Source organism: Exiguobacterium sp. SRB7LM, assembly GCF_015712685.1.
GTDB lineage: Bacteria > Bacillota > Bacilli > Exiguobacteriales > Exiguobacteriaceae > Exiguobacterium > Exiguobacterium profundum.
This window is the reverse complement of the sequence record NZ_VWVR01000006.1, coordinates 2,662,619-2,687,506: the sequence shown is the minus strand read 5'-3', so window position 1 is coordinate 2,687,506 and position 24,888 is coordinate 2,662,619. Positions and strand designations below refer to the sequence as shown.

Here is a 24,888-nt window from a genome sequence, read left to right as displayed (position 1 = left end):
CAAAATATAGTTAACTTAACTAAACTATAAGGCGAGAAGTTCATATCGTCAAGAAACATGACTTTGGTACGAAAATGTAAAATAACGGAACTTTTCTCGTGCTCATCCCGTATAGTGGAATAAGAGGTGAACGAGATGAATAAACAAGAACGACTACATATAATCAAACAATCAAATCGAAAGCGACTTTTGCAACGACTTTTTCTAGCAATTCCGGCTGCTCTTGCGGTCTACTTCTTAATACGAACGGACGGGAACATTTGGGTTGGGTTCGCAATTATCGGCGGAGTGTTACTTGCGACTCGTTACTTCTTTTCGAATGAAGCAGAGGCGATCAGTCAATTGTCGGAGCAAGAACAGGTGAAACGTGTCGTGACACTGCAGTATCATCTGGACTTCCTCTTTATCGCATTGCTAGGACTCGTCAATCCGCTAGCCATTCGAATCATGGAATGGTCTTGGATTCCAGCGGTTCTTATCGGTGGGGCATTGCTTTATATCTTATGGTCTCAAGAGAAGCTCGATCAACAAATCCGCTGGCTCGATCCGGAGCAACCGACACGTCGCGAGATTCGACGATTCTGAAAGGGTGAATAAGATGAACAAACAAGAACGGATTAATACGATTTATCGTTATCAACAGCGTTGGCTCTTTTGGAGAATGGGACTGGCAGCTCTTACCGGGATGTTCGTCTTTCTTGCACTTCAGTCTGACGGTGCGTCAAAGTATATCATTCCATTAGGGGTCACATTAGCAGGCATGTTGTTCGCCATCGGACGAGAGCGGCGCTTCGTCAGGAAGTTGACCGCTGTAGAACAAGCAAAGCGCATCATCGATTGGCAGTATGTGTCGGAGATGGGACTCCTCGTCTTGTTGGCAATTCTTTTCCCATTAATCGTCTTGATTAACTGGCCGGCATGGTCGCTTTTCGTCGTCTTCTTAGGCGGGGTCATCTTATTGCAAGTCGCACAGAAAATGCTCGACCGGCAGATGCCGCAGTATGACGAAGAACAGCCGATGCGCCGCGAAATCAAACTCGACTTCGTGAAAGACTGAGGTGATACCGTGGACAAAGCAGAGCGATTTGAAAGAATTGAACAGTTTGAGAAACGATATACTCGTCTCAACATCATCGTGAGCGTAATCATGCTAGGCGTATCCATCTATTTTCTTTCGACATGGAGTCCGTATAGCATTCTTTTACCCGGTGTCGCACTTCTCTATACGACATGGCTTGAATGGAACAAGATGAAACTGCAGCAATCCTTCAACGAATCGACACGCTATCATCGATTGTTGCGGATTGATTTTACTGTCATGTTGATGAGTTTGATATGGTTTGTGATTTTGATTGGGTTGCATTTCAACGGAATCGATATCTTACCGTGGATGAGTTGGACGCTCCTGATTGGCGGGCCGTGTCTCATATTGATTCCACTTTGGATTGATCGAAAACAGTCCGAGTTTGATGAGCACCACGTCACATCAGGCGAGTGGGCTCGGTCAAACCGGGAACGTTTGAAACATACGTTAGATGATATTTCAAGGAAAGGTCGTAAAGATTCATGACAAAGAAAGAACGGATTCAAGTAATCGGAGGATATCGGCAGTCACGACAAACCCTCCACCTTTGGCTCACGGGAGCCCTTATTTTTTGTAACAGTTTTGTGCTCGGTTTTGATACATGGTGGATATGGGGAATCGGTTCGGTCCTCACGGCTGCCCTACTCATAAGGCTGACGATCAAAGAAGGACGTGTCTTACAGATTTTCACGGTGGGTCGAGGCATCCTACTGACAAAACGCTTATATCGCCTCTATTCCTACTGGATTGGAGCGGTCACAGCAGCAATTCTTTTCAGTCGTATCCAGATTGCACCTGTCGCATGGGTCATCTTTGGTCTAGGCATCGTCATGTTAGCATGGACGCACTATCAGACCGTCCAACAATTGCGACAAGCCGACCCGGAGCAACCAACACGAGATGAGGTGACAAAGCATTACCGCTCGTATGAAAGGAGTACATATGCTGACGAAAGAAAAGCGAATTGAACAATTGCTGGAGCAGGATGACAGTCATTGGCGTTGGGGGTGGGGCGTCGCCATCGCGACGGTCGTGATGACGCTCGTGATTGCCACGCAGTCCAAACTCTACGCTCCACTCCTCGTCTTCATCAGTTTCTTTCCGTATCTCTGTTTTGAATGGCGGAAGACAAAACTGCTCCTGACCTTTAACGAGGATGCGCGTTACCAACGTCTGGTGTATACAGACTTTGGCATCCAGTGGCTCTGCTTCGTGTTGACCATCTGCTTATTGGCTGCCTATTATGCCGACTCGTTGTCTCCCGTCGTCGCGATTGCCGGGCTGTTCGGAATCGGTGTGATGTCGATTCTGGCACCTTATGTCATCAATCGAAACTTACAATCACTCGATGCGCATCATGTACGAGGGAAAGAATTGCGTGAAGCGCGCGATCAACGCTTCCGTGAGTCCAAAACGAACACCTGAGAAGGGTTCGTTTTTTGTTTGAGGACATCGGTCCTTTTCTTCTTTTGTATAGAGGCGTAAGCTGAAAATGTACACAGAACTACTAGAAGAATCGAGGAAGACATTCATGTTAGCTATTTTGATTGGATTGACGATTGGGATTTTATTGCCGATGCAGACGAGTGTCAACTCACGTTTGCGTCAGGTGGTCGGCTCCCCGTTCGTTGCATCTTTTTTATCGTTTACTGTCGGGACGATCTTTTTGTCCCTATTGCTTTTATTGACCGGACAGTCATTCGGATTTGACGGCTCGGTGATTCAGGAAGGTCCGGGTTGGATGTGGATTGGCGGACTGTTAGGGGTCTTGTTCTTAACGGGAAATATTTTGCTGTTCCCAAGACTCGGGAGTGTCCAGACGGTCATCATGCCGATTTTTGGACAGATTTTGATGGGGTTGTTGATTGACCATTTCGGTTGGTTCAATTCTGTAGAACATCCAATTACGGCGCTTCGTTTGTTCGGAGTCGTGCTCGTCTTGTTCGGAGTCATCGGAACGGTCGCCTTATCCGACTGGCTCAACCGCCGAAGAGGCAAACTGGTCGTCTCCATGGAAACGGACACGGGGAATCTGAACCTGTGGCGACTGTTCGGGATTTTCACTGGGATGATGAGTGCCACGCAAACGGCCATTAACGGCTATTTGGGAACAGTGCTCGAATCGGCTCTGAAAGGGGCATTGGTCTCTTTCGTTGTCGGAACATTGGCGCTCTTACTCATTTTACTCGTCTCACGCCAACCGGTTCCGCTCGGTCAACTGAAAGGTCAACCGTGGTGGATTTGGCTCGGTGGAATCATCGGGGCGCTCTTCATCGGAGGAAACGTCCTCATCGTACCGATTGTCGGGACAGGGATTGCTGTCATCATCGTCATTGTCGGACTGTTATGCGGTAGCTTGCTCATCGACCGCTTCGGTTGGTTCGGCGCGAAGAAAAATCCGGTCACCGGGGTACAACTCGTCAGTCTGGTTGTCATGGTGATTGGGATTGTATTGATTCGTTTATCTTAAGGGGGAGAACGATGCGAGGAATACTGTTTGCAATCAGCGGGGGATTTTTTCTCACGTTGCAAAGTGTCGCTAACGCCCGAATCAGTTCGCAGATTGGGACGTGGCAAGCGGCGACGTTGACACAATTCACTGGATTCGTCGTCGCGCTCCTCGTCATGTTGGCGTTACGCGACCGCACGTATGTCGAGATGCGGCACGTGAAGCCGCTCTATTTATCGGGTGGGGCGTTCGCGGCACTCATCTTGTTCAGTAATATGACTGCCGTTCATAAACTCGGGGTTACGATGACAATCTCGTTGTTTCTCATCGCGCAACTGGCGCTCGCGCTTGTCATCGATTGGCGAGGCTGGTTCGGGATGGAGCGCCGAAACTTGAACGGGATGCAGTTGTTTGGGGTGCTTATGATGATCGCGGGGGTCATCTTATTAAAATGGTAGGGGGAAACGTGCATGGTTGACGCGTATGTGAAGCAATTTGAATTGACTGTCTTACCAGAAGAAGCGCAGAACGAATTGCAGCTCGTCCGATACGAGCCGGGGGACGTCATCTGTACGCAAGGTGATGAAGCAGAACATCTCCGTTTCTTAGTGAAGGGGAAGATTCGCGTTTCACATACCTCCGCTACCGGGAAGCGCCTCGTCCTCTCCTTCAAATATCCGCTCGATTTGATTGGGGACATCGAATATATTCAGCGTACCCCGTTTTTGAATACGGTCGAGGCCGTCACGGAAGTCGAGATGCTCGTCATACGGTTCGAGGACTTGGTTCGTCATGCGCATAACGAAGTCACCTGGTTACATTATTTGTTGGAAGAGATCACACGAAAATTTGAACGGAAATCACAATCACTCAGCTTCAATTTGTTCTATCCCGTTGAAGTACGCTTGGCGAGTTATCTGTTATCGATGACGCCGAATGACCAAACACTCGGCTCGACTGTCGATCAATTGACGGATATCGCTGATTTGATTGGGACGAGTTATCGTCATGTGAATCGGACGCTCCGGCGTTTCGTTGAGGCAGGATTGATTGAACGAAATCGGCGGGTAATCACGCTCGTCGATCGGGAAGGTTTGTTGGAGATTGTCGGGGAGAGCATTTATGAATAGGAGGGGAGACATATGGCGATTGGCATGATGCTTGCTATCTTCGGCGGGATGCTCGTCTGTGTGCAAAACACGTTTAACGCCAACGTCAAGAAGCGTGTCGGGGCATGGGCGACGACGACGCTCGTTCTCTGTCTCGGATTTTTAGCATCGCTACTCATTGGGTTGTTCCAAGAAGGTGGTGGCTTGTTTCAGACGACGAATATGGAGACTTGGTACTGGTTCAGCGGAATCCTCGGCGTCGGGGTCGTCATGAGTGTGACGCAAGGGGTTGAACGCCTCGGGCCGAGTTACGCGATCTCAATCGTTATGGTGTCTCAAATCTTATTCGCGCTCCTCTGGGATACGTTAGGGTGGTTCGGATTGACGGCCGTCCCGTTCACATGGAAAACGGTCGTCGGGATTGTGTTAATCGTTGGTGGGGTGCTCGTATTTCAGTTGAGTGGAAAGGTAAAACCAACTCGCGCGTCGATGAATCGAGCGAGTTAAATGTTGAAAAAAAGTTCCACGTTTTGAACAAGTTTGTCCATGCTGCTGTCGATTCAGTTGAGTATGACAGATCGGGCCCATCACCGTTGACTTCTATTCCATTGATTGACCAGATGTAACCAAAACTTTTGACTCATTAGGAAAAAAAGGATAAAAAGAATAATTTGAATAAATCTTTTTTTGAAAAGACATGTATAATTTAGAAGAACAGGATAGAAAGGGGTAATGATATGCAACGAGTGATGGACATGGCATGGGCAATCTTGAATCTAGGATTGTTGACAATGATTGGAGTCTTTTTCTTCCGATTCATTCGCCGAGACTCAAATTGATTAGCATCTGACAATCGTCAGGTGCTTTTTCCTTTTTAATGGGAAAAACTCGAAAGTTTGCTTATAGATTGTTAAGATACAGATAGCGGTAAATTGGATGTTTTTTACTTTTGGAGGGGTGCTGGATGTTACGTGAAGAACGAATGGAATACTTGTACAACAAAACATGGACTAAAAAAGGTCCGCTACTAGTGATCATCATTGGGGTAGTGACAGCGCTTTGGTTTATGTTCAATGATTCAAGAATGAGCCTGTCCCTGTTCATCTTTTGTGCGGCGATGCTCATGCCGCTTCTGGTAGCGACATGGCATAAAATCAAGTTGTTTTTACAGTTCAATGACTCATCCACGTACCAGCGCTTTATTTATCTAAAAGGTATGATTCAGTTTATTCTCTTGATTGGTGTCACATCGATGATGGCGCTCTATGCACTGAAGTACATATCGCTTGATACGTTAAGCCTGGGCTGTGCGACGCTGATTGCGAGTTGTCTCATTCTTGAGTCATGGGTTGACTGGAAGATTTTAAAGATTGATGACGAGCATGTGGTCGAGAGTTTGTTGGGATTGATGAACCGGGAGAAGTGTAAAGGATGAAACGAATCGAGAGCAGATTTCGTAAATTAAAATAACGAAAAACACTTGAGGGGGATTCGATGGTAGACCATGAAGTCAGACTAGAACAGATGTTGAAGGATGATGAGAAACGAAAGAGACAAATGGTGATTCCTTTAATTGGCGTCATGTTGCTCTTCTTTTTATATTTTTGGAAGACAGACATCCTCTTATTGTTACCGATGATTATCGTTGGACAAGTTCCGCTCCTGTATCACGCTTGGCATCGCAAAAAGTTACTCCTTTCATTTAATGAGAACACACGTTACCAACAACTCGTGCGTTCCGAGTTTGCATCTAAATTTGCTCAGCCGCTCCTGCTTCTTATACTGATTGCCAGTGTAGAGCTTGGATGGATTACTTTACTTACGTTCATCATCGCAGCTTTTATCGGAATCCTAAGCTTGTTGATTTTAAGCGTTCGCTTTGACCGCAAATTAAAAGAAAACGATCCGTTACACGTGACGGGTGTCGAACTCGGTCATGTCCAGTTGCAACGGAAAAAACGAAAAAGTGAAGCGTGATGAATAAACAAGAGCGTATCCTAAAAATGGTCGAACAGGATTTCGACGCACGAGGAATCAGCACACTATTTGGCATCATCGGTCTGTTTCTCTTTCTCGTTGTTTCGGTCATAAAAGGTGTCACGGTGACGACGGTTGCCTTCTCTTTCCTCGTGACCCAACTGCCGATGCTCTACCAAGCGTGGCGACGGATGAAGTTGTTACGTACATTTAATGAAGACGAGGAATACCAACGCCTCGTTCGTCGGGAATTTCTCATTATCGTCGCCATGTTTGGATCACTTGGTGTATTTACTTTCCTCACGTGGTTCGTGTTGGATTCGATGCAGGAACTACTCGGTGTCGTATTGATTGGCATCATTCCGCTCCTCATCTTGTACGTGTCGATGGACCGTAAACTGCGTGAAGCGGACCCGGAGCATGTGACGAACCGGGAATTACGACGCGCACATCGTGAACAATAAAAATCAGCTCTGACTTGTGTCAGAGCTGATTTGTTTATGAGAACATCGCAACGAGTTGACCGCAGGAGACCATCCCGAGTGTATAGAATGTGAACCGGTGTCGTTCCCAAAAGGAGTCATTCATCGTGTCACCGCGACATCATCGAGCGGTGTGTCGACCATTCGCACGAACGCTTCGTCCGGATCGGTCGTTCCGGATTCTTTGAGCCAATCCTGAAAGTCCCCTTCATATAAAATACGTCCATCGTGTAGGAAGATGACGTGAGCATCGAGCTGAGCTAAGTCGTGCAATTGGTGTGTCGAGATGAGACATGTCTTGCCTTCGTCGACGAGGCGTTGCAGGCGGCGCATGATTTGAATGCGGGACGCCGGGTCGACCCCACTCGTCGGCTCGTCGAATAAGTAGAGGGAACGCTTGATGGAAGACAATAGTGTCACGAAAAGCCATTTCTTCTCCCCGACCGACATCTTTCCGAGCTTCATCATCCATAGATGTTCGAACAGTTCTTGTTCTCGGGACGTCGAAAGGTTGTTCACATAAGACTCGAGTTTCTTGAAGTCGGGGCGCTGCGACAAACGTCCGATGAAGTAGGCGAAGTCTTTCCCCGTCAATTCATGATGGTTGTACATGAGTTGCGTCAAATAGAGCATATCCATCGTCGGAACGAGGTCGAGGGATGCCTTGTCGACCGGGAGTGCCCCGGTCATACAGTCAAACAGGGTCGTCTTTCCGGCCCCGTTTTGTCCGATCAAGACGTTCAATTTGTTTGGTTGTAACGTGAATGATACGTCATCGAGCACGGGACGCGTCGCCTTCGGATAGCGATAAGTGAGCTGGTTTACGTGCATAAGAACCTCCTAGCGTGTGATGAGTGAGACGAGACTGAAGCGTTTCAACGCAATCGCACCAATGATGAAGTAACCAAGTATGGAAAGGAATGTCGCCCATACCGCGAACGAAAGATCGACTTGAGTCGTCAGGTGCAGCAATCCGAGCGCGAATTCATGGAGTGCATAGAACGGGTTGAGAAAGCTGAACCATTGATCAGGTGACTTAATTGCCAATAAAAAGAGCGGAAACATCAGAATGTTCGCGAATGTCCCGAGACTCGATACTTTCACTGGAAGTGCCGTAATGGCGACACTTGCAACCGCGAACGGGATACTACCAATCAATACGAGTAGAGACGTTGCAATCAACTTGAACGAGAAGAACCCGTGTACGAGCGTGACGACCGTTGTGAATAAAGTTAAGCTGATGGAGGCGAATAGAAGTTGCGCCAAGATGACGGCGATGACATACGTCAGTTTGCTGCCTGAGATCATCACGTACGTTTTCATCAGTCCGTATTCACGCATACGAGCGAGTTCGATGCCGACACCGTTCACATATGTAGCAAGAATAATATACACCCAGAAATAAGAGAGCCCTGGGTAGTATTCCGCTGTCGTTGCTTGGCGAATATCTGAAAACGACTGCGTCAAGGCGATCATGAGCGGAATTCCGAATGTCCAGATGAATGGAACTTTATCCGTGACGACAACTTTGGTATACATAAAGAAATAACTTGTGATTTGATGCATCCTGTTCCTCCGCTTGTCTATTTGATTGTTTGTATCGTAGCTCAATATACGGAAGGTTATTGGAAAAAGTTTCAAAAAATAATCCCTCATATTGAATGAGGGATTGAAGAAAATCATTTCACTTTGTCGCGTTTCGCAATCTTGTCGCTCACTTGCTGACCGCTCAATGTCACCATCGGCATGCCACCGCCCGGATTGACGGTTCCACCGACGAAGTAGAGGTTGTGGTAAAGTTCACTCTGTTTCTTATGTTTGAAGCCGCCATTTCGATTCTTGTCGGCGACCGTTCCATAAATGGCACCTCGGTCCGATCCATACGTCCGCTCGATATCATGGGGCGTCCATACGTCACGTGTCACCGTATGTTCACGCAGACCATCGAGGCCCATTCGTTCCAATTTGTCGAGTACACGTTCTTCAAAAGCGGCGTACTCTTCTTCCGTGAACGGCACATCCTGGATATACGGAATGTGTGGCAAGATTTTGATGTTCTCATGTCCTGGTGGCGCTTGGGTCGGGTCGGTCTTGTTGACGTTGACGAGATAGATTGTCGGGTCGTCCGGAAGTTCATGTTTCTCAAAAATTTTATCCATTTGTTCATGTAGGTTCTCAGAGAAGAAGAAGTTATGATGTGCCAGTTGTGGATAGGCTTTCTTCACCCCGAGATGGAGGACGAATCCGGAACTTGCCGGTTCGTATTTATCGACGAGTTTGTCGACATACTGTTTGTCCGCGTCGACCATCTTCTGATAGAACGGGATGACTTCCATGTTCGAGACAAAATAATCAGCGGAACGCAGACGTCCGTCCTCAAGCTCGATGGCGGTCACTTTCTCATTCACCGTATGGGCACGAACCACGCCTTCTCCGGTATGTAGCTTCACACCGATTTCTTCGGCGAGCTTCGTCAAGCCTTCCGCGAGCTTATGGGTCCCGCCTTCGACATACCAACAGCCTTGGGCATATTGCATGTAAATCATCATGTTTAAGACGGCTGGTGCGTTATACGGAGACGACCCGACATATTTGACGTAATACGAGAGCATGTCCCGAAGATGAGGGTTACTGATCCGTTTCTTGATGGCGCTATACATCGTCGACGTCAAGTCGAATCCGAATAGGGTCGGGAAGATGCCCGTTTTCATGACTGCTTCTAAAGGCGACTCAAACCCTTCGGCCAAATAGCCCTTCTCGGTCGTCTTATAGATGCGCGCTGCATAATTCAACAGTTCACGATATTCTTGCATGTCTTTTCGAGAGAGGGAAGGATTCGCCCGTTGCATTTGTTCGAGGTCATGGTAGAGGTCGAGGACGGTATCGTCCGGGAAGAACGAGCGCCATTCGAGCTCAAGCCGCTTGATGGATACATAGTCTTCCATGCGTTTCCCACTTCCATGGAACAGTTTGTCGAAGATGTGGGGCATCGTTAAAATCGAGGGTCCGAGGTCGAAGCCGAATCCGTCTTGTTCGAGCCGATTCACTTTCCCGCCGATGTGGTCGTTCTTTTCGTAGAGTGAGACGTCGTAACCTTTTTGAGCGAGTGAGATGGCCGCTGACAATCCGCCGAGCCCTCCGCCTATGACGATGACCGACTTATCCACTGATGGCATATATTCGCCGCCTTTCCGAAGTGTTATTTTCAAAAAACAGAATGAGTGCTACCTCTTCTATTCCCGTTTCCAAATGAAACGAACATGCTTTTACGGATTTGCCACATCCACAAAGATGTCATCCCTGAACCATGAAAAGTTTTGTATAGTTAGGCTAGAAGCATAGGACGGAGTCTAGATGAAGGTAGGAATTTAAGATGATCGTAAAAACAATCACACTTCACTTTGCGAACGGGGATGAAATCACCATCCCGTTTGACGAGATCGAATCGTGTCGGATGCATGATATTCAAGACGGGATGCGTGTTGCCGCGGATGGACAATTGATCAAAGAAAAAGTGATGCATGGACTCGACCTCGTATTGAAGGATTCGGCGAATCAATTGGAATGGGCTGGCGAGGGTGGACCGTTTGACCGCATTCTGGGCATGTCGGATTTACAACATCTCGCCTTCGAGTTTGAAGGGATGCGAGGAAAGTCATACCGCATCGCCTGGCATGATCTGGAGGCAGTACAGAACGCATACCAGACGACAACTGAAGCAAATGGGAACTTACACGTGCACGTTCGCGTTTCGTAAGTGAACGCCTCTCGTTTATCGCGAGAGGCGTTTATAATTTGTTTACAACTTGTGTTTATCCTTAACATATCAACAATAAGGAGGAACACAAGATGAACAAAAAAGTGAAATGGGGCATGGGGATTGGTGTGCTCGCCCTTACATTAGGAGCTGGAGTCTTCTTGATGCCGGATGCGACCGACTATAAAATGGAAGCCGTCGCGGTTGAGACGATTGAAAATCGTTACACGTTTGCGGGGCAGGTCACGGCAGTCGGGGATGAGACGACAGGTCGATTCATGGTCGATGAGCGAGATATCGGCAAAGTGAATGAAGGGGATGCGTTGACGATCTATGTGACGGCGCTCGACACCGAGGTAGATGGAACAATCGACGTCATCGCAGAGGAAGCTGAACCGATGACGACACCAGGCGCATCCGCTCGCTATGCGATGACCGTGACTTTCCCTGAGACAGACAATTTACGGAATGGGATGACGTTAGAAGGCAGTCTAGTCGTCGATCGCGCTGAAGATGCAGAGACCTTGTCGCTCGACAGCATCATGTTTGAGGATGAGGATGCATACGTGTATGTGCAAGGAGACGAGGGTCCGGTGAAACAACAGGTCGAGCTTGGGTTGACAGACGGAAGTCGAGTCGAGATCAAAGATGGATTAGACGAGACCGAAGTACTCTTACTCGATGAGACGACGAGTGGCGGGTTGATGCCTCCACGAATCGGAGGTGGGCAATGATGACGACACTCATCTCGGTCGAACAATTGACCAAATCGTACGGTGAGGGTGACAATCAGCAGACCGTATTACGAGGAATCGATTTAGAGGTGAAAGAAGGAGAGTTCGTCGCCATTTTGGGACCATCCGGCTCTGGAAAGTCGACACTCATGAACATCCTTGGTTGTCTCGATGGTTATTCGAGCGGTCGTTACCGGTTTGGGAACAAGGATGTGACCGGATTGTCCGAAACGGAGCTTTCTCTGTTTCGAAACGAACGCATCGGATTTATCTTTCAGCAATTCAATCTACTTCCTCGGTTGAGCGCTCGAGAGAACGTGGAACTTCCGCTCATTTATCAACGATCTTCAAAAGCGGAAAGACAGGAACGAACTCGACAGATGTTAGCGCGTGTCGGATTAGGCGATAAGATGGACCACTTTCCAAATCAGTTATCAGGTGGTCAGCAGCAACGTGTCGCTATCGCTCGGGCGCTCGTGACGAATCCATCGCTTCTTCTCGCGGATGAGCCGACGGGTGCGTTAGATCAAACGAACGGTCGTCAAATTATGGCGCTCTTTCACGAGCTACATGCGGAGGGAAAGACGATCATCATGATTACCCATGATATCGATATCGCCAAAGAAGCGACTCGTATCGTACATGTGCGTGACGGGAAGATTGAAAAGGAGGAACGGGTGCGATGATTCGAGAAAATATACGCATGGCTTGGTTGACGGTCATCAGTCACAAGATGCGCTCCTTCTTGACGATTTTAGGGATTGTCATCGGGACGGCTTCGATTATTGCCTTGATGACGATCATTTCCGGTGTGACCGATTCCATTAACGATGAAGTCGCGACGTTTGGAGCTGATCGTATGACCGTTCAAATCGGAGAAGATGGGAAATCCGGTGTCAGTATGGCGGACATGGATCGGCTCGAAGCCATTGAGGGGGTCGCCTCAATCTCCCCGACATTGAGTCAAATGACCGATGTATATGTATCGGGGCAGACGGAACAGCAAACCATTCTTGGGAAAAGTGAAGCGTTCTTCAAAGACGATTCGGTTGTCGCAACCGGGCGCGGATTGACACCACTCGACGTCAATCAACAGACGCATGTCGCCTTGCTCGGAGAAACGATTGCGAAAGAGGCGTTTCCGACATCCTCTCCTCTCGGGGAAGAGATCTCTGTTGGTGGGATTCGTTACATCGTCGTTGGAACGCTTGCGCCATCATCGGAATTTTCCATGTCAACAGACGAGGCGATCGTCATCCCTGTGACGACTGCACTGACGCAGTTTCATCAAGGGACGATTGCCACGTTCGACTTATATACCGAATCGGGTGCATCAGCTGTCGTACAGGATGAAGTGACACAACAGCTGACGACCGCATTCAATGGACGTGACGCCTTCACAGTAACGAGTTTTGAGGATGCGCTCGCTTCCATCGATCAAATCAATGCGCTTCTCAGTATGCTCCTCGTTGGCATCGCTTCGATTTCTTTACTCGTCGGAGGCATCGGGATCATGAACATGATGCTCGTTTCGGTGACCGAACGAACAAGTGAGATCGGACTGCGTAAAGCACTCGGTGCGACGCCTGGTAAGATTCGACAACAGTTCTTGTTTGAGTCCGTCCTGCTTTCGATGCTCGGAGGGCTCGTCGGTGTCTTAGTTGGTGGACTGCTCGCCTTTGGGCTGACGCTCGTCATGGGCGTACCGTTTACATTGGCAAGTTCAACCGTCGGATTGGCACTCGGTTTCTCTGTCATCATCGGAGTCATATTCGGCTACATCCCAGCCCGGAAAGCCTCGAACTTGCAACCGATTGAAGCGTTGCGAAACGTATAAGCCATTAGAAAGAAGGGGAAACAGATGGTCACCATTTTACTCGCAGAAGATGATGAGGCACTCGGCGGTTTATTAGTCGATTATTTGACGGTGGCCGGTTATCGTGTCCTTCATGCAAAAGATGGAGAAGAAGCACTCGATTGGCTCGACCGTGAGCCAATCGATTTGCTCATTACCGACGTGATGATGCCGCGGTTGGATGGACGTGAACTGACGGGACAATTACGTGACGCCGGGTATACGCTCCCGGTGCTTATGCTGACGGTCCTCGATGCGATGAATGACAAAAAGAGAGGGTTTCATGCCGGAGCGGATGACTATGTCGTGAAACCGATCGATCTCGAAGAACTCGAATTACGAATTGAGGCATTGTTACGACGAGCGCGCATTCATCACAGTCATCAGATTCAGTTGAACGACTGCGTACTCGATGAGACGACGATGACGTTAGAAACGACTTCTGAGACGATCGAACTCCCTCGCAAAGAGTTTGAACTCCTCTATTTTTTGGCGACGCATTTGAATCAAGTCTTCACCCGGCAACAATTGTTAGACCGGATTTGGGGATATGAGACGGAGAGTGAGACCCGAACGGTCGACGTCCATATTAATCGACTGCGTGCGCGTCTCAAGCCGATTGATGCATTTCAGATCAGTACGGTGTGGGGACTCGGTTATCGATTGGAGCTGAAAAGATGAAACGATTTATTAGTACCATCTACGGACGATTTTTAATGATTTTCTTCGGGCTCTTGTTGATTCCAATCCTCTTGACGTTCACGATTTTTTTGACCTTTCAGTTCAATGCACTGAAGACACAAGTCGAAGAAATGTTGGTAGACCGGGCCAACAGCATGCAGATGGCCTCACAAGATTACGGTCTAGCGTCTGATGTGGTCTTGGACCTCTTTGATGATGCGACACTGAATGCCCAGACGATGCGTTATGACCGTGCGGAATGGAGCATTTCGGAACGAGCGACATTAGAACGTGGTGAAGTGCTGTCACAGACGGACCGTCTTCCACAAGTCGCTTTTTTACTCGACGAGACCGTGGTCACGTTGTCTCCGAACGCAGACGAGAATCCGATTTCAATCTTCCGTGACGTGTCGTTACAGACCTTGTTCCTGACAGCACTCATTTCAAGTGTTCTCATTTTATTCGCAGTTCGATTGATGACACGACGCATCGACCGTGTCACGGATGCCGTCAACCGTGTGACCGCTGGAGACCTATCGGTGCGGATTCATGACGTAGCAACAGATGAGATTGGAATGCTCGCGAAGCAGTTCAATCAGATGACCGAGACGCTTGAAACGAATGAAACGAAGAATGAGGAATTGGCATCCGTTATGGCACATGAATTTAAGACGCCGGTCGCTTCGATTTTAGGGTATGCCACGTTGTTGAAACGGGGAGGACCTTTTGAAAAACAAAGTGAATATGTCACGAAGATTGAGCGTGAAGGGAAACGACTATCGCGCTTGTCACAAGACGTGCTCCGGCTAGCGAAATTAGACCACACGATTGTCGGTCTACATGCGACGGAACTGTCTCTCAGTGAGCAGATCCGGGAGGCAATCCTATCCTTAGATTCAGAGATGACACGCAAACGAATGAAGCTAGATTTGACTATGGACGAAGTCGTGATGAAGGGGGATGCTACACTTCTTCAGCAAGTTTGGATCAATCTACTTCAAAATGCTGTCGAATATGCATATGAAGAAAGTACGCTGCATCTTCTAGTCAAAGAAGATGCGACGCATATCACATGCGAGATTCGCGACGAAGGAGAAGGCATGACACCTGAACAAGTGGACCGGGCGTTCGAACGCTTTTATCAGGCCGACACATCTCGTCATCGCAACGGTTCAGGACTAGGGCTCGCCATCGCTCGTCAAATCGTACAGTTACATGGTGGAGAGATTACATTATCGAGTGAGAAACAGATTGGGACAACGGCGAAAGTCGTCTTTCCAAAGGAGGACAGGTAAAGCACCTGTCCTTATTTTCGTGGATTCACACCGCCGGCAACGAGTGGTCCTTCATAGGTGATCGTATAAATAATTCGGGCGATGTCTTCCGCTGTCTCTTCCGAAGACGGATTGTTCAACCACTCGTAGATGACGCCCATGTGAGCCGAAGACAGATAGGCGACGAGATATGGAGGCGGGACCATCATCTTGTCCGGGTCAAACAAGGTTACCGGGGAGCGCTGAAACAAGGCGGCCTGCATAAATTTTCGAAGCTTTGCCTGGAATGTCGGATCTCCGTTTGGTCCGAGGAGCGGCTTCATGATGATTTGATTGTCTTCGATGAAGCGGATGAACGGGACGAGATAATGGTACGAGTTGTCGGTCCGCTCGTCTCCAAAGATGTGAGGGAGATGATGAATCAACTTCCGTTCGGCCTCTTCAAAGATTTCGTTGACGCATTTTTCCATCAATTCGAACTTATCCACATAGTGACTATAAAAGGTGCCCCGATTGATGCCGGCCCGTTCAGTCAATTGCTTGACGGTGACGGCTTCAAATCCTTGTTCTTCAATGAGACTGAAAAAGGCGTCTTTAATCAGCTTCTTCGTCCGGATGACGCGTAAATCGGTTTGTTCCATATCTGTTTCTCCTTTTCCTCAACACATTCATTGCATCTGTCGGAAAACCGACACGATGACCGATATTGACGATTGTTGCCACCGTGAACGGGGTCTATACTAAACTTATAAACCAACACGGTGTCGATTATCTTGAGTATACACGAGGAGGCGCCGAAAAGGAGTGACAGAAATGAACATTCAACTGCAACATGTCGACAAGTCGTTCGGTGACCAACTCGCCATCGACAACATCGACTTCACCATCCCATCTGGAGAGATTTGCTGCTTGCTCGGACCGTCTGGATCGGGGAAGACGACGCTCATCCGACTCATGATCGGCGCCCTCGCACCGGACAAAGGAAGTGTCCATATCGGCGAAACGAAGATGCCAAACATGGACATGCTCCAACAAATCGGATTTATGCCGCAGAACGATGGCTTGTACGAAGACTTGTCGGCCGAAGCGAACCTCGCCTTCTTCGGATCGATTTATAAGTTAGGGAAAAAGGCGCTCCAAGAACGCATCACCGAAGTGCTCAACCTTGTCGATTTAACGAACGACCGACATAAGCTCGTCCGCAATTTTTCAGGCGGGATGAAGAAGCGTCTTTCCTTGGCTATCGCCATCCTGCATAAGCCAGATGTGTTGTTTCTTGATGAACCGACGGTCGGAATCGATCCGATCTTACGCCGACAAATTTGGGATCAGTTCCAAACGATTCGGGCGGAAGGGACGACCATCATCGTCTCGACGCACGTCATGGATGAAGTGCTCGAATGTGACCGGGCCGCGCTCGTCTATAATGGACGGTTGATCGCGTACGACCATGTGCAAGATTTGCTTGACCAGACCGAGAACGGTCGCGTCGAAGAACTGTTCTTGATTGCAGGGAAAGAGGGGGTGGGTGACCATGCGTAACTTAGCGAAACGTGTCATCTTTCAGACGTTGAATGATAAACGAAGTGTCGCCTTGATTTTGATTGCGCCACTTCTCATTTTGACACTCGTCTATTTCTTACTCGGGGATTCCGACTACGTTCCGACCGTTGTCCTGGATGACAACGCACAAGAACAACTCGTCGATGCGTTTGAAGACGAGACGCTCGAAGTGGAACAGGTATCGTTCGATGATCCAAAAGCATATATTGAAGACAATGAACAGGTCGATGCCGTGTTTGAAATGGATCAGGAAGGAACGACCATCACGTTACGTGAACCGTCGACGAAGTCGTCGACGGCGGTTCGTGAGATTCAAGATGCGTTGGCGACGCTCAACCCTGCAGCTGAAATCGATACGTCATTCGTCTATGGGGAAGAGGACCAATCGACATTCGATTCGTTCGGCTTCGTCTTCCTATCCCTCTTCTCGTTCTTCTTCGTGTTCATCTTATCTGCGATGGCACTCGTCAAAGAACGGAGTGGGGGTACACTCGAGCGACTCTTGATGACCCCAATTAAGCGAGGACAGGTCATTTTAGGATATACACTCGGATACGGTACGTTTGCGGTCGTGCAGTCGATTTTCATCGTGCTCTATTCGATTTATGTGCTCGGCTTGTCTTCGCTCGGGAATATGGCGTGGGTCATGTTGACGATGCTACTCATGGCAGGGACAGCGGTACTCTTCGGGGCGACCATCTCCGTGTTTGCCCGATCAGAACTGCAAGTCGTACAGATGATTCCGTTCACCATCATTCCGCAAGTCTTCTTCTCAGGACTCATCCCGCTCGACTTGATTCCATATGGTCTCGGGAACTTGAGTTACATCATGCCAATCTTCTACGGAGCGACAGCGATCAAGGAAGTCATGATTTACGGAAGTGGCTTCTCAGGCATCTGGGTGTATTTACTCGGTTTAATTCTCTATGCAGGGGTCTTGTATCTCTTGAACATGCGGGCGCTCGGGAAATACAGAGGACACTAAGGTGAACTACTCACCACTTATTTGTTTCACAAATGGAAGTGGGAGCTTCTTGGGAAGACCGTGCTCCTACCAGCCACGGTTATGGACCAAGCTCGTCGGGCAGTCCCTGCCCTGAAGGATTGTCAGTCGGCCAACATCAACAGGTTGATGCTCGCGTTGATGTCACGGTCATGGTGCGCGCCACAGGCACACGTCCATTCACGGACATCCATCGTCTTCTTCTCGCCTTTGACGCCGCAAGAAGAACAGATCTGCGTCGATGCGAACCAGGGGTCCGCCTTGATGAGCGTCCGTCCGTAGAAGTTTGATTTGTATTCGAGTTGCCGGACGAACTCGTACCAACTGACATCCCCGATGGACTTCGCTACCTTGTGGTTCTTCATCATGTCCTTCGACTTCAATGTCTCCACGACGATGACTTGGTTCTCGTCAACGATCCGTCTCGACAGCTTATGAAGGAAGTCCTTGCGTTGGTTGGCGATCTTTTCGTGTTTCTTGGCCAGAAGTAACTTGGCTTTTTCACGGTTCTTGCTCCCGATCTTCTTGCGTGACAGCGCGCGCTGCGCCTTCCTGACCTTCGCTTCGGACTTCCGGAGGAGTCCGGGGTTGTCGATCTTCTCCGAGACCATCGCGTCGTTCGTCATGACGGCGAAATGTTTTAGGCCGAGATCGATCCCGACCTTGTGCTCGGCAGGGACAAAGGGTTCGTCGTCCTGTTCGACGAGGATGGAGATGAAGAACTTGCCCGTCCTCGTCATCGAGACCGTCGCGGACTTAATGATTCCCTCGAACGGACGATGTTGTGTGAACTTCACGAAGCCGATTTTAGGAAGTCTAACCTTGCCGTCCTCGATGCGGATCGTGCCATGCTGGTTGTTCGTCGTGTAGGAGGCGCGCGACCGTCGTCTCGATTTGAAGGCCGGGAAGCCGCCTGTCCCGGAGAAGAACTTCGCGAACGCGGTGTCGAGGTTCAGCTTCGCGTTCGCGAGCGCGAGGCTGTCCGTCTCGGCGAGGAACGGGAACAGGGGTTTGTAGGAGGCGGGTGTCGCCGGTTTCCGTCTCGCTCCGTTCCCCGCTTTCGCCTCCTCGCGGATGGCGATGCGGTCCTCGAGCAGCTTGTTGTAGATGAACCGTGCGCAGCCGATCGTCTTGATGAGGAACTCTTCCTGTGCCGGCGTCGGGTGAAGCCTATATTTATAGCCTTTCAGCATGTCCGTCCCTCCTCCCTTCCGAAGATCGTGATGTGTCCTCCTCATCCGATACCCGTGGAGGGGGAGGGAGAATATGACATAATCACGAACTTTTGTTCGTAATTATGTCATAGGGAGAGAAGACTTTTGGACCGGGCGATTCATCTCCCACCTACGCTGGGCTACGCCCCGAGAAGCTTAGAGGAGGGAGAATTCTCGCCTGATTTAGTTAAAAGAAGAGCTTGAAAACGTTCTAAATGTTGGGATTTTGTGACCACGCTGATTACTATAAATCACTTTTGAATGTGACTCATATATTCAGACACAGGAGATATTTCAATTCCCAGTGCTTCATCGATAATCGTCAAGGCACTTTCGTGACGTTTGGATGTTTCTGCCGTCACACAATCACGAGGTACATATATATCATAGTCACGCATATATGCATCATTGGCAGAAAAGAGGATACAAATATCCGTCGCGACTCCGGTTAAAATCAATTTCGTCACGTTTAACTGACGAAGTAAAATATCTAACTGAGTTCCAAAGAAAGTGGAGTGCCTTGGCTTTATAATAAAATACTCTTCATCTTCCGGTTCGATTTGCGAGGCAATATGTTCACCCTTAGAAGCTTTTACATACTCAATGATGTCTTCCGTGCTATCTTTCCATTGTCCGAAGTTATCATTACAATAAATGACGGGCAAGTCCAACTCTTTAAAATGCTTTTTAAGCTCGAGAATCGGTTCAACAATCGCTTCCGTATGTTTACGTAGCATGTCGCCACCTTCAAAATCAAAATCATTGAACAAATCAATAATGAGTAATGCCGTCTTAGACATAGAAATACCTCCTTACTATAAAACTCCTATAGCAAAGAGGTACCACTTTTTCATTTGAAGTATGCTTATTCCGCGAACGTTTTACTGCGGAACATAAATGCCGTGATGAGATAGAAGGCGATGATATGAAGGGCGACATAGAAAATCGAGAAGCCTATCGTAGCGTCCATCGCTTTCATAAACTCTGGATTCACATCATAGATCGAAAGGTCTGTATGCAAGAAGACGATCCATTTCGCAAGCTCAGGTTTCCAAGCGACGAGAAGGCCGCCGATGATACTTGAGGCGAAGTTTGCGAGCACCGTGAAACCGATGACGACGCCGACCGACTTGAAGACGACCGAGAACATGAGCGTCAAGAAGATGATGAAGATCGGTCCGCTCACACTGATGAGGATCGGACGGACGACATCCCATGTGACAGAGCCATCTAACGTGAGTGAGAACCCGAACGCGACGACTAAGATGAAAATGAATTGAAGCAACATAACGAGGACGGCCATGACGAGCTTCGACAATAAGATGCGGTCGCGAGAGTACGGACTCATCAACAGGTGTTTCAACGTATCAAATTTCAATTCGTTCCCGACCATCTCTGCCGTAAAGACAATCGTAAAGATACTCAAGAAAGCAATGGCACCCATCGTTGAAAATTCAAAGAACGATGCCGCTTCTGGTGTCCCTTCACCACTGGCCAATACAGCGTATACGATGAGGATGATTGCAGTATACACGCCTAGGGCGACGTATGGTTTAATCGTACGACGCCATTTCATCCATTCATTGCTGAGTAATGAACGCATTGTTCGTACCTCCTTCTTTTTTCGTCAATTTCAAGAATTGTTCTTCGAGCGACTCGTGTTTCATGCCAATCTGATAGACGGCGATATCGCGCTCGATTAATTGTTTCAGTAAGACCGGGATGTCTGTCTCTTGACGCGGTACGATAAACGACTCGGCAGACTGCTGAACGATTTTCACATCATCGAAGGCGAGTGCTGCGACGTCAAGTGCCTCGTTCATCTGCTCCTTGGCAACTTTACAGAGGATGACGCTGTCAGCCTTCGTCTGTCCGTCTTCCACTGATTTGATTTGTCCTTGGTCAATGATTGCGAAACGGTCGGTGATCAATTCCATCTCGCTCAATAAATGGCTCGAGATAAGGATGGCGATTCCGCGGTGGTCCGCAAGGTGGCGTAAGTAATTCCGAAGGTCGGCGATCCCGGCTGGGTCAAGACCGTTCGTCGGCTCATCTAAGATGAGCACTTTTGGGTTATGCAACAAGGCACGGGCAATCCCGAGGCGCTGTTTCATCCCGAGTGAGTACTGTTTGACTTTCATATCGAGCTTTCCGTCGAGTCCGACGAGGGCACCGAGTGCATTCAAGTCGACTTTTTTCAAGTTCGGAATCAAGTTCATCGCATGAATCAAGTTTTCCCGGCCCGTCATGTACGGATAGAATGCAGGATTCTCGACGATGGCCCCGATTCGGCTGAGCGCTTCTTGGCGGTTGTTCGCCACGTCATACCCATCGACTGTCACGGTCCCGTGCGTCGCAGGCATGAGGCCTGTGATGATTCGAATAGTTGTCGTCTTCCCGGCGCCGTTCGGTCCGAGGAATCCGAAAATTTCTCCTGGAACGACGTCAAAGCTGACATTTGTCAATACCGTTGCTTTTCCCATCTTTTTATGGACATTTTGTACGGATAACATGTGGTCACCTAGCTTTCTGTTAAGAGTAATAGTGTAATGCCTACACTCCCTATTACGGGGCTGTTTGAAATAAGGTTTCATCTTTTTTTGAAATTGTTGAAACAAATACATCAAGACACAATTTATCGATAAGCAAAACTTATTGAAATAGTATGGACGAATTGTGAATTTGTAAGGGTCTTTCTGCGACGAAAGGTGTAGTATGAAGTTGAGCGTAAGAGGCAAGATTTGGTTTTGTTCACCAGGGTAGGAGAAAGGTGAACTGCTTCGGGCTACATGTTAAAATGAAAGCGTTCACAGATTGAACGTTTAGGAATGGATAAGGGGGATTTATTCAATGGGAGAGTCGTCGAATGTTCACGAGAAATCGCAAGCATTTTATGGTCCTAACTTAGGCTACATCATTGAACTGTATGAACAATATTTGGAAGACCCATCATCGGTCGATGAAGAAACGCGTCGATATTTTGACGAATTTGGGGCACCGGAAACGTCGTCACCGACAGAAGTGCCGGTCTCGGGTCCATCGTTTGATTTAGAGAAGGTCGTCTCGGCGACACGGCTCATCAACGACATCCGTGCTTTCGGTCATAAAGCAGCTGATATTTATCCACTAAAAGATCACCCGCGCGAGCAGGAACTATTCGAACTGTCACGCTATGATTTGACAGAAGAAGACTTAAAACAAATTCCGGCCCGCCTTTTATCAGACGATGCACCAAAACCAAACGCGAGCGCCTTAGAACTATTCCGTCATTTGCTTGACGTTTATACAGGAACGGTCGCCATCGAACTTCGTCATTTAGATGACATGGAAGAGAAGAAGTGGATTCGTCGTCAAGTCGAACAAGGGGCGTTACAGCAAACCTTCTCGAAAGAAGAAAAAGTCGAGTTGTTCAAACGTTTGGCTGAAACCGAACTGTTTGAATCATTCCTTCATAAAACATACGTCGGACAAAAGCGCTTCTCAATCGAAGGATTGGATGCGATGGTGCCACTTCTCGATGCGATGGTCGGAGGCCTCATTTCGAGCGGTTCGGAACATATCAATATCGGAATGGCCCACCGTGGACGTTTGAACGTACTTGCCCATGTTCTCGGCAAACCGTACGAGATGATTTTTGCGGAGTTCCAACACGCGCCGAACAAAGAATTGATTCCATCTGAAGGGTCAATCGGCATCAACTTCGGTTGGTCAGGCGATGTGAAATATCACCTCGGTCTTGACCGGAAAGTGGTCGAACAGCAAAAAGAAGTCCGTCTCAACTTGGCGAACAACCCGAGTCACCTCGAGTTCGTCGGATCGGTCGTCGAAGGATATACACGTGCCGCACAAGATGACCGTTCTGAAAAAGGATCGGCTGTACAGCACGACGATTTGGCAGCCTCAATCTTGATCCACGGAGATGCGGCCTTCCCAGGACAAGGTATCGTCGCGGAGACACTCAACATGACGAACTTGACGGGTTACCGTACAGGTGGGACGGTTCACGTCATCGCCAACAACACAATCGGTTTCACAACGGACCCGAACGATTCGCGGTCGACGCGTTATGCAAGTGATATCGCCAAAGGCTACGAGATTCCAGTCTTCCATGTCAATGCGGATGATCCGGAGGCATGTGTTGCCGTCGCGAAGTTGATTAGTGAGTATCGTGCCAAGTTCCATAAAGATATCTTGGTCGACTTGATCGGGTACCGTCGTTACGGTCACAATGAAATGGACGAACCGATGAACACGAACCCGGTCCTTTACAAAGCCATCAAAGGACACCAGTCTGTCCGTCACGTCTATGCTGCACGACTTGAGGAAGAAGGCATCATGACGAAAGATGAGAAAGCGCAAATCGAACAAAAAATCGAACAGGTCTTGAAGGCAGCACGTGATCTCGTTCCTTCTGAAGAAGAAGATGCAGATATCGTATTACCGGATGCGGTCCATAAAGGATTCCCGAAAGTCGACACGAGCGTCGAACGGGAATTCCTCACGCAATTGAACGAAGAGTTACTGAACTGGCCGGAAGGCTTTGGTGTCTTCCATAAGCTTCAAAAAGTGCTCGACCGTCGCCGTGACGCGTTCAGCGAAGGTGGGAAAATTGACTGGGGTCATGCGGAAACGCTCGCCTTCGCGTCGATTCTTTCAGATGGTACGCCGGTCCGCTTGAGCGGTCAAGATTCAGAGCGTGGAACGTTCGCCCAACGGAACATCATGTTGAACGATGTCGAGTCAGGTAAAAAATTCTCGCCACTCCATGAGTTGTCGACGGCGAAAGCATCATTCTCGGTCTATAACAGCCCGCTCTCAGAAGGTTCGGTGCTAGGATTTGAATATGGCTACAACGTATTCGCACAAGATACACTCGTCCTATGGGAAGCACAATACGGTGACTTCGCGAACTCGGCGCAAGTCATGTTCGACCAGTTCATCTCGGCGGGACGCGCGAAGTGGGGTCAAAAATCAGGCCTCGTCATGCTCTTGCCGCACGGTTACGAAGGTCAAGGGCCGGAGCACTCAAGTGCACGTATGGAACGCTACTTGACACTTGCCGGGGAGAAAAACTGGACAGTCGCAAACCTTTCGTCTGCGGCACAATACTTCCATATTCTCCGTCGTCAAGCAGAGATGCTCGGGAAAGAAGAGATTCGTCCGATGATCATCATGACACCGAAGAGTCTGCTTCGTCACCCGCTCGCCACGTCACCAGTCGAGGCGTTTACGGAAGAGAGCTTTAAACCAATCGTCGAACAGCCAGGTCTCGGGGAGAACACAGAGAAAGTCGAACGTCTTGTTTTCTGCACAGGGAAAATGGCGATCGACCTCGCGGAAGCGGTCGGCAAGTCAGAAGAGTCACTCGACTTCTTGCATATCGTCCGTGTCGAAGAAATCTACCCGTTCCCGGTTCGTGAGATTCGTGATGTCATCAGCCGTTATCCGAACGCGCGTGAAATCGTCTGGGTTCAAGAAGAACCGAAAAACATGGGGGCTTGGACATATATCGAGCCTCGTTTAGAAGCGGTCACAACGAACCGACTCGATGTCCGTTATATCGGCCGTCGCCGTCGTTCGAGTCCGGCTGAAGGGAATCCGACAGCTCATAAACAAGAACAAGCACGCATCATCCGTGAAGCACTCTCTCGTGACGTCGTCTCGAGCGCTGCAGGCACGAGCACATATCAAAAAGATCGTAAATAA

At 48.7% G+C, this 24,888-nt stretch carries 29 protein-coding genes; 21 read left to right on the top strand and 8 right to left on the bottom strand.

Annotated features, from left to right (window positions below; all coding sequences use genetic code 11):
• Positions 1-135 precede the first annotated feature (135 nt).
• The 12 genes from F3H97_RS14545 to F3H97_RS14490 all read left to right on the top strand — a co-directional run bounded on the left by F3H97_RS14545 (position 136) and on the right by F3H97_RS14490 (position 7,083).
• The gene (locus F3H97_RS14545) at positions 136-585 is read left to right on the top strand and encodes a hypothetical protein (RefSeq protein WP_196431779.1); all 450 of its coding nucleotides are present in this window, start codon (positions 136-138) and stop codon (positions 583-585) included.
• A gap of 13 nt (positions 586-598) precedes the next feature.
• Positions 599-1,057, top strand: coding sequence for a hypothetical protein (locus tag F3H97_RS14540; RefSeq protein ID WP_159563425.1), 459 nt, complete (start codon positions 599-601; stop codon positions 1,055-1,057).
• Between the two features lie 9 nt (positions 1,058-1,066).
• Positions 1,067-1,570 carry a hypothetical protein gene (locus F3H97_RS14535; RefSeq protein ID WP_196431778.1) on the top strand — a complete coding sequence of 168 codons (504 nt, stop codon included), beginning with the start codon at positions 1,067-1,069 and terminating at the stop codon, positions 1,568-1,570.
• Entirely contained in the window at positions 1,567-2,052 is a 486-nt protein-coding gene (locus tag F3H97_RS14530; protein WP_196431777.1) for a hypothetical protein, read from the top strand. Before F3H97_RS14535 ends, F3H97_RS14530 begins: the two co-directional genes overlap by 4 nt.
• Positions 2,027-2,509 carry a hypothetical protein gene (locus F3H97_RS14525; protein WP_196431776.1) on the top strand — a complete coding sequence of 161 codons (483 nt, stop codon included), beginning with the start codon at positions 2,027-2,029 and terminating at the stop codon, positions 2,507-2,509. Before F3H97_RS14530 ends, F3H97_RS14525 begins: the two co-directional genes overlap by 26 nt.
• Positions 2,510-2,615: 106 nt before the next feature.
• Positions 2,616-3,554: a DMT family transporter gene (locus F3H97_RS14520; protein WP_168169883.1), complete on the top strand. Its 939-nt coding sequence runs from the start codon at positions 2,616-2,618 to the stop codon at positions 3,552-3,554.
• Between the two features lie 11 nt (positions 3,555-3,565).
• Entirely contained in the window at positions 3,566-3,991 is a 426-nt protein-coding gene (locus F3H97_RS14515) for a DMT family transporter (protein WP_196431774.1), read from the top strand.
• Between the two features lie 12 nt (positions 3,992-4,003).
• Entirely contained in the window at positions 4,004-4,663 is a 660-nt protein-coding gene (locus F3H97_RS14510; RefSeq protein WP_196431773.1) for a Crp/Fnr family transcriptional regulator, read from the top strand.
• Between the two features lie 12 nt (positions 4,664-4,675).
• Positions 4,676-5,149 (top strand): DMT family transporter, encoded by a 474-nt coding sequence (locus tag F3H97_RS14505; protein WP_196431772.1) that lies wholly within the window; start codon positions 4,676-4,678, stop codon positions 5,147-5,149.
• A 457-nt stretch (positions 5,150-5,606) separates the two neighbouring features.
• Positions 5,607-6,077: a hypothetical protein gene (locus F3H97_RS14500; RefSeq protein WP_196431771.1), complete on the top strand. Its 471-nt coding sequence runs from the start codon at positions 5,607-5,609 to the stop codon at positions 6,075-6,077.
• Between the two features lie 59 nt (positions 6,078-6,136).
• Positions 6,137-6,619, top strand: a complete 483-nt coding sequence (locus tag F3H97_RS14495; RefSeq protein ID WP_196431770.1) for a hypothetical protein — start codon at positions 6,137-6,139, stop codon at positions 6,617-6,619.
• Positions 6,619-7,083: a hypothetical protein gene (locus tag F3H97_RS14490; protein WP_196431769.1), complete on the top strand. Its 465-nt coding sequence runs from the start codon at positions 6,619-6,621 to the stop codon at positions 7,081-7,083. The genes F3H97_RS14495 and F3H97_RS14490 overlap by 1 nt, the downstream gene beginning before the upstream one ends.
• 120 nt (positions 7,084-7,203) lie before the next feature.
• On the opposite strand, the gene F3H97_RS14485 is transcribed toward F3H97_RS14490, so the two are convergent.
• The 3 genes from F3H97_RS14485 to F3H97_RS14475 all read right to left on the bottom strand — a co-directional run bounded on the left by F3H97_RS14485 (position 7,204) and on the right by F3H97_RS14475 (position 10,277).
• Complete coding sequence (locus F3H97_RS14485) at positions 7,204-7,932, bottom strand: AAA family ATPase (protein ID WP_196431768.1); 729 nt, start codon at positions 7,930-7,932, stop codon at positions 7,204-7,206.
• Positions 7,933-7,941: 9 nt separating this feature from the next.
• Entirely contained in the window at positions 7,942-8,667 is a 726-nt protein-coding gene (locus tag F3H97_RS14480) for a hypothetical protein (RefSeq protein ID WP_196431767.1), read from the bottom strand.
• 113 nt (positions 8,668-8,780) lie between these two features.
• Positions 8,781-10,277 (bottom strand): phytoene desaturase family protein, encoded by a 1,497-nt coding sequence (locus tag F3H97_RS14475; RefSeq protein WP_196431766.1) that lies wholly within the window; start codon positions 10,275-10,277, stop codon positions 8,781-8,783.
• A gap of 197 nt (positions 10,278-10,474) precedes the next feature.
• Between F3H97_RS14475 and F3H97_RS14470 the strand changes: the two genes are divergently transcribed.
• The 6 genes from F3H97_RS14470 (at position 10,475) to F3H97_RS14445 (ending at position 15,423) form a co-directional block, all read left to right on the top strand.
• Positions 10,475-10,858: a hypothetical protein gene (locus F3H97_RS14470; RefSeq protein ID WP_196431765.1), complete on the top strand. Its 384-nt coding sequence runs from the start codon at positions 10,475-10,477 to the stop codon at positions 10,856-10,858.
• 92 nt (positions 10,859-10,950) lie between these two features.
• Complete coding sequence (locus F3H97_RS14465) at positions 10,951-11,592, top strand: efflux RND transporter periplasmic adaptor subunit (RefSeq protein WP_196431764.1); 642 nt, start codon at positions 10,951-10,953, stop codon at positions 11,590-11,592.
• Positions 11,592-12,278, top strand: a complete 687-nt coding sequence (locus F3H97_RS14460) for an ABC transporter ATP-binding protein (protein WP_084543011.1) — start codon at positions 11,592-11,594, stop codon at positions 12,276-12,278. The genes F3H97_RS14465 and F3H97_RS14460 overlap by 1 nt, the downstream gene beginning before the upstream one ends.
• Positions 12,275-13,429: an ABC transporter permease gene (locus F3H97_RS14455; protein WP_074034755.1), complete on the top strand. Its 1,155-nt coding sequence runs from the start codon at positions 12,275-12,277 to the stop codon at positions 13,427-13,429. Before F3H97_RS14460 ends, F3H97_RS14455 begins: the two co-directional genes overlap by 4 nt.
• 24 nt (positions 13,430-13,453) lie before the next feature.
• Positions 13,454-14,128, top strand: a complete 675-nt coding sequence (locus F3H97_RS14450) for a response regulator transcription factor (protein ID WP_074034753.1) — start codon at positions 13,454-13,456, stop codon at positions 14,126-14,128.
• On the top strand, positions 14,125-15,423 hold the full coding sequence (locus tag F3H97_RS14445; protein WP_196431763.1) for a HAMP domain-containing sensor histidine kinase: 1,299 nt from the start codon (positions 14,125-14,127) through the stop codon (positions 15,421-15,423). The genes F3H97_RS14450 and F3H97_RS14445 overlap by 4 nt, the downstream gene beginning before the upstream one ends.
• A gap of 11 nt (positions 15,424-15,434) precedes the next feature.
• Here the strand turns inward: F3H97_RS14445 and F3H97_RS14440 are convergent, their stop codons facing one another.
• On the bottom strand, positions 15,435-16,043 hold the full coding sequence (locus tag F3H97_RS14440) for a TetR/AcrR family transcriptional regulator (RefSeq protein WP_196431762.1): 609 nt from the start codon (positions 16,041-16,043) through the stop codon (positions 15,435-15,437).
• A gap of 172 nt (positions 16,044-16,215) precedes the next feature.
• On the opposite strand from F3H97_RS14440, the gene F3H97_RS14435 reads away from it, so the two are divergent.
• A complete protein-coding gene (locus F3H97_RS14435; protein ID WP_159563440.1) occupies positions 16,216-16,944 on the top strand; it encodes an ABC transporter ATP-binding protein in 729 nt (242 codons plus the stop codon).
• Positions 16,937-17,950, top strand: coding sequence for an ABC transporter permease (locus tag F3H97_RS14430; protein WP_196431761.1), 1,014 nt, complete (start codon positions 16,937-16,939; stop codon positions 17,948-17,950). The genes F3H97_RS14435 and F3H97_RS14430 overlap by 8 nt, the downstream gene beginning before the upstream one ends.
• Before the next feature lie 122 nt (positions 17,951-18,072).
• Here the strand turns inward: F3H97_RS14430 and tnpB are convergent, their stop codons facing one another.
• From tnpB to F3H97_RS14410, 4 genes are all read right to left on the bottom strand, one after another.
• Positions 18,073-19,161: an IS200/IS605 family element RNA-guided endonuclease TnpB gene (gene tnpB, locus F3H97_RS14425; RefSeq protein ID WP_196431760.1), complete on the bottom strand. Its 1,089-nt coding sequence runs from the start codon at positions 19,159-19,161 to the stop codon at positions 18,073-18,075.
• Positions 19,162-19,433: 272 nt separating this feature from the next.
• Positions 19,434-19,982, bottom strand: coding sequence for a cysteine hydrolase family protein (locus tag F3H97_RS14420; RefSeq protein ID WP_196431759.1), 549 nt, complete (start codon positions 19,980-19,982; stop codon positions 19,434-19,436).
• A 65-nt stretch (positions 19,983-20,047) separates the two neighbouring features.
• Positions 20,048-20,785, bottom strand: coding sequence for an ABC transporter permease (locus F3H97_RS14415; RefSeq protein ID WP_196431758.1), 738 nt, complete (start codon positions 20,783-20,785; stop codon positions 20,048-20,050).
• Positions 20,763-21,695: an ABC transporter ATP-binding protein gene (locus F3H97_RS14410; RefSeq protein ID WP_074037619.1), complete on the bottom strand. Its 933-nt coding sequence runs from the start codon at positions 21,693-21,695 to the stop codon at positions 20,763-20,765. The genes F3H97_RS14415 and F3H97_RS14410 overlap by 23 nt, the downstream gene beginning before the upstream one ends.
• A gap of 337 nt (positions 21,696-22,032) precedes the next feature.
• Between F3H97_RS14410 and F3H97_RS14405 the strand changes: the two genes are divergently transcribed.
• Entirely contained in the window at positions 22,033-24,888 is a 2,856-nt protein-coding gene (locus F3H97_RS14405) for a 2-oxoglutarate dehydrogenase E1 component (RefSeq protein ID WP_196431757.1), read from the top strand.

Excerpts from the sequence above, each read along its gene's own strand:
- F3H97_RS14430 (WP_196431761.1), top strand. The coding sequence starts at position 16,937 with ATGCGTAACTTAGCGAAACGTGTCATCTTTCAGACGTTGAATGATAAA.
- F3H97_RS14480 (WP_196431767.1), bottom strand. The coding sequence starts at position 8,667 with ATGCATCAAATCACAAGTTATTTCTTTATGTATACCAAAGTTGTCGTC.
- F3H97_RS14410 (WP_074037619.1), bottom strand. The coding sequence starts at position 21,695 with ATGTTATCCGTACAAAATGTCCATAAAAAGATGGGAAAAGCAACGGTA.
- F3H97_RS14510 (WP_196431773.1), top strand. The coding sequence starts at position 4,004 with ATGGTTGACGCGTATGTGAAGCAATTTGAATTGACTGTCTTACCAGAA.
- F3H97_RS14460 (WP_084543011.1), top strand. The coding sequence starts at position 11,592 with ATGACGACACTCATCTCGGTCGAACAATTGACCAAATCGTACGGTGAG.
- F3H97_RS14495 (WP_196431770.1), top strand. The coding sequence starts at position 6,137 with ATGGTAGACCATGAAGTCAGACTAGAACAGATGTTGAAGGATGATGAG.
- F3H97_RS14505 (WP_196431772.1), top strand. The coding sequence starts at position 4,676 with ATGGCGATTGGCATGATGCTTGCTATCTTCGGCGGGATGCTCGTCTGT.
- F3H97_RS14545 (WP_196431779.1), top strand. The coding sequence starts at position 136 with ATGAATAAACAAGAACGACTACATATAATCAAACAATCAAATCGAAAG.
- F3H97_RS14525 (WP_196431776.1), top strand. The coding sequence starts at position 2,027 with ATGCTGACGAAAGAAAAGCGAATTGAACAATTGCTGGAGCAGGATGAC.
- F3H97_RS14515 (WP_196431774.1), top strand. The coding sequence starts at position 3,566 with ATGCGAGGAATACTGTTTGCAATCAGCGGGGGATTTTTTCTCACGTTG.
- F3H97_RS14540 (WP_159563425.1), top strand. The coding sequence starts at position 599 with ATGAACAAACAAGAACGGATTAATACGATTTATCGTTATCAACAGCGT.
- F3H97_RS14470 (WP_196431765.1), top strand. The coding sequence starts at position 10,475 with ATGATCGTAAAAACAATCACACTTCACTTTGCGAACGGGGATGAAATC.
- F3H97_RS14500 (WP_196431771.1), top strand. The coding sequence starts at position 5,607 with ATGTTACGTGAAGAACGAATGGAATACTTGTACAACAAAACATGGACT.
- F3H97_RS14445 (WP_196431763.1), top strand. The coding sequence starts at position 14,125 with ATGAAACGATTTATTAGTACCATCTACGGACGATTTTTAATGATTTTC.
- F3H97_RS14415 (WP_196431758.1), bottom strand. The coding sequence starts at position 20,785 with ATGCGTTCATTACTCAGCAATGAATGGATGAAATGGCGTCGTACGATT.
- F3H97_RS14455 (WP_074034755.1), top strand. The coding sequence starts at position 12,275 with ATGATTCGAGAAAATATACGCATGGCTTGGTTGACGGTCATCAGTCAC.
- F3H97_RS14450 (WP_074034753.1), top strand. The coding sequence starts at position 13,454 with ATGGTCACCATTTTACTCGCAGAAGATGATGAGGCACTCGGCGGTTTA.
- F3H97_RS14435 (WP_159563440.1), top strand. The coding sequence starts at position 16,216 with ATGAACATTCAACTGCAACATGTCGACAAGTCGTTCGGTGACCAACTC.
- F3H97_RS14420 (WP_196431759.1), bottom strand. The coding sequence starts at position 19,982 with ATGTCTAAGACGGCATTACTCATTATTGATTTGTTCAATGATTTTGAT.
- F3H97_RS14475 (WP_196431766.1), bottom strand. The coding sequence starts at position 10,277 with ATGCCATCAGTGGATAAGTCGGTCATCGTCATAGGCGGAGGGCTCGGC.
- F3H97_RS14405 (WP_196431757.1), top strand. The coding sequence starts at position 22,033 with ATGGGAGAGTCGTCGAATGTTCACGAGAAATCGCAAGCATTTTATGGT.
- tnpB (WP_196431760.1), bottom strand. The coding sequence starts at position 19,161 with ATGCTGAAAGGCTATAAATATAGGCTTCACCCGACGCCGGCACAGGAA.
- F3H97_RS14530 (WP_196431777.1), top strand. The coding sequence starts at position 1,567 with ATGACAAAGAAAGAACGGATTCAAGTAATCGGAGGATATCGGCAGTCA.
- F3H97_RS14440 (WP_196431762.1), bottom strand. The coding sequence starts at position 16,043 with ATGGAACAAACCGATTTACGCGTCATCCGGACGAAGAAGCTGATTAAA.
- F3H97_RS14520 (WP_168169883.1), top strand. The coding sequence starts at position 2,616 with ATGTTAGCTATTTTGATTGGATTGACGATTGGGATTTTATTGCCGATG.
- F3H97_RS14490 (WP_196431769.1), top strand. The coding sequence starts at position 6,619 with ATGAATAAACAAGAGCGTATCCTAAAAATGGTCGAACAGGATTTCGAC.
- F3H97_RS14465 (WP_196431764.1), top strand. The coding sequence starts at position 10,951 with ATGAACAAAAAAGTGAAATGGGGCATGGGGATTGGTGTGCTCGCCCTT.
- F3H97_RS14485 (WP_196431768.1), bottom strand. The coding sequence starts at position 7,932 with ATGCACGTAAACCAGCTCACTTATCGCTATCCGAAGGCGACGCGTCCC.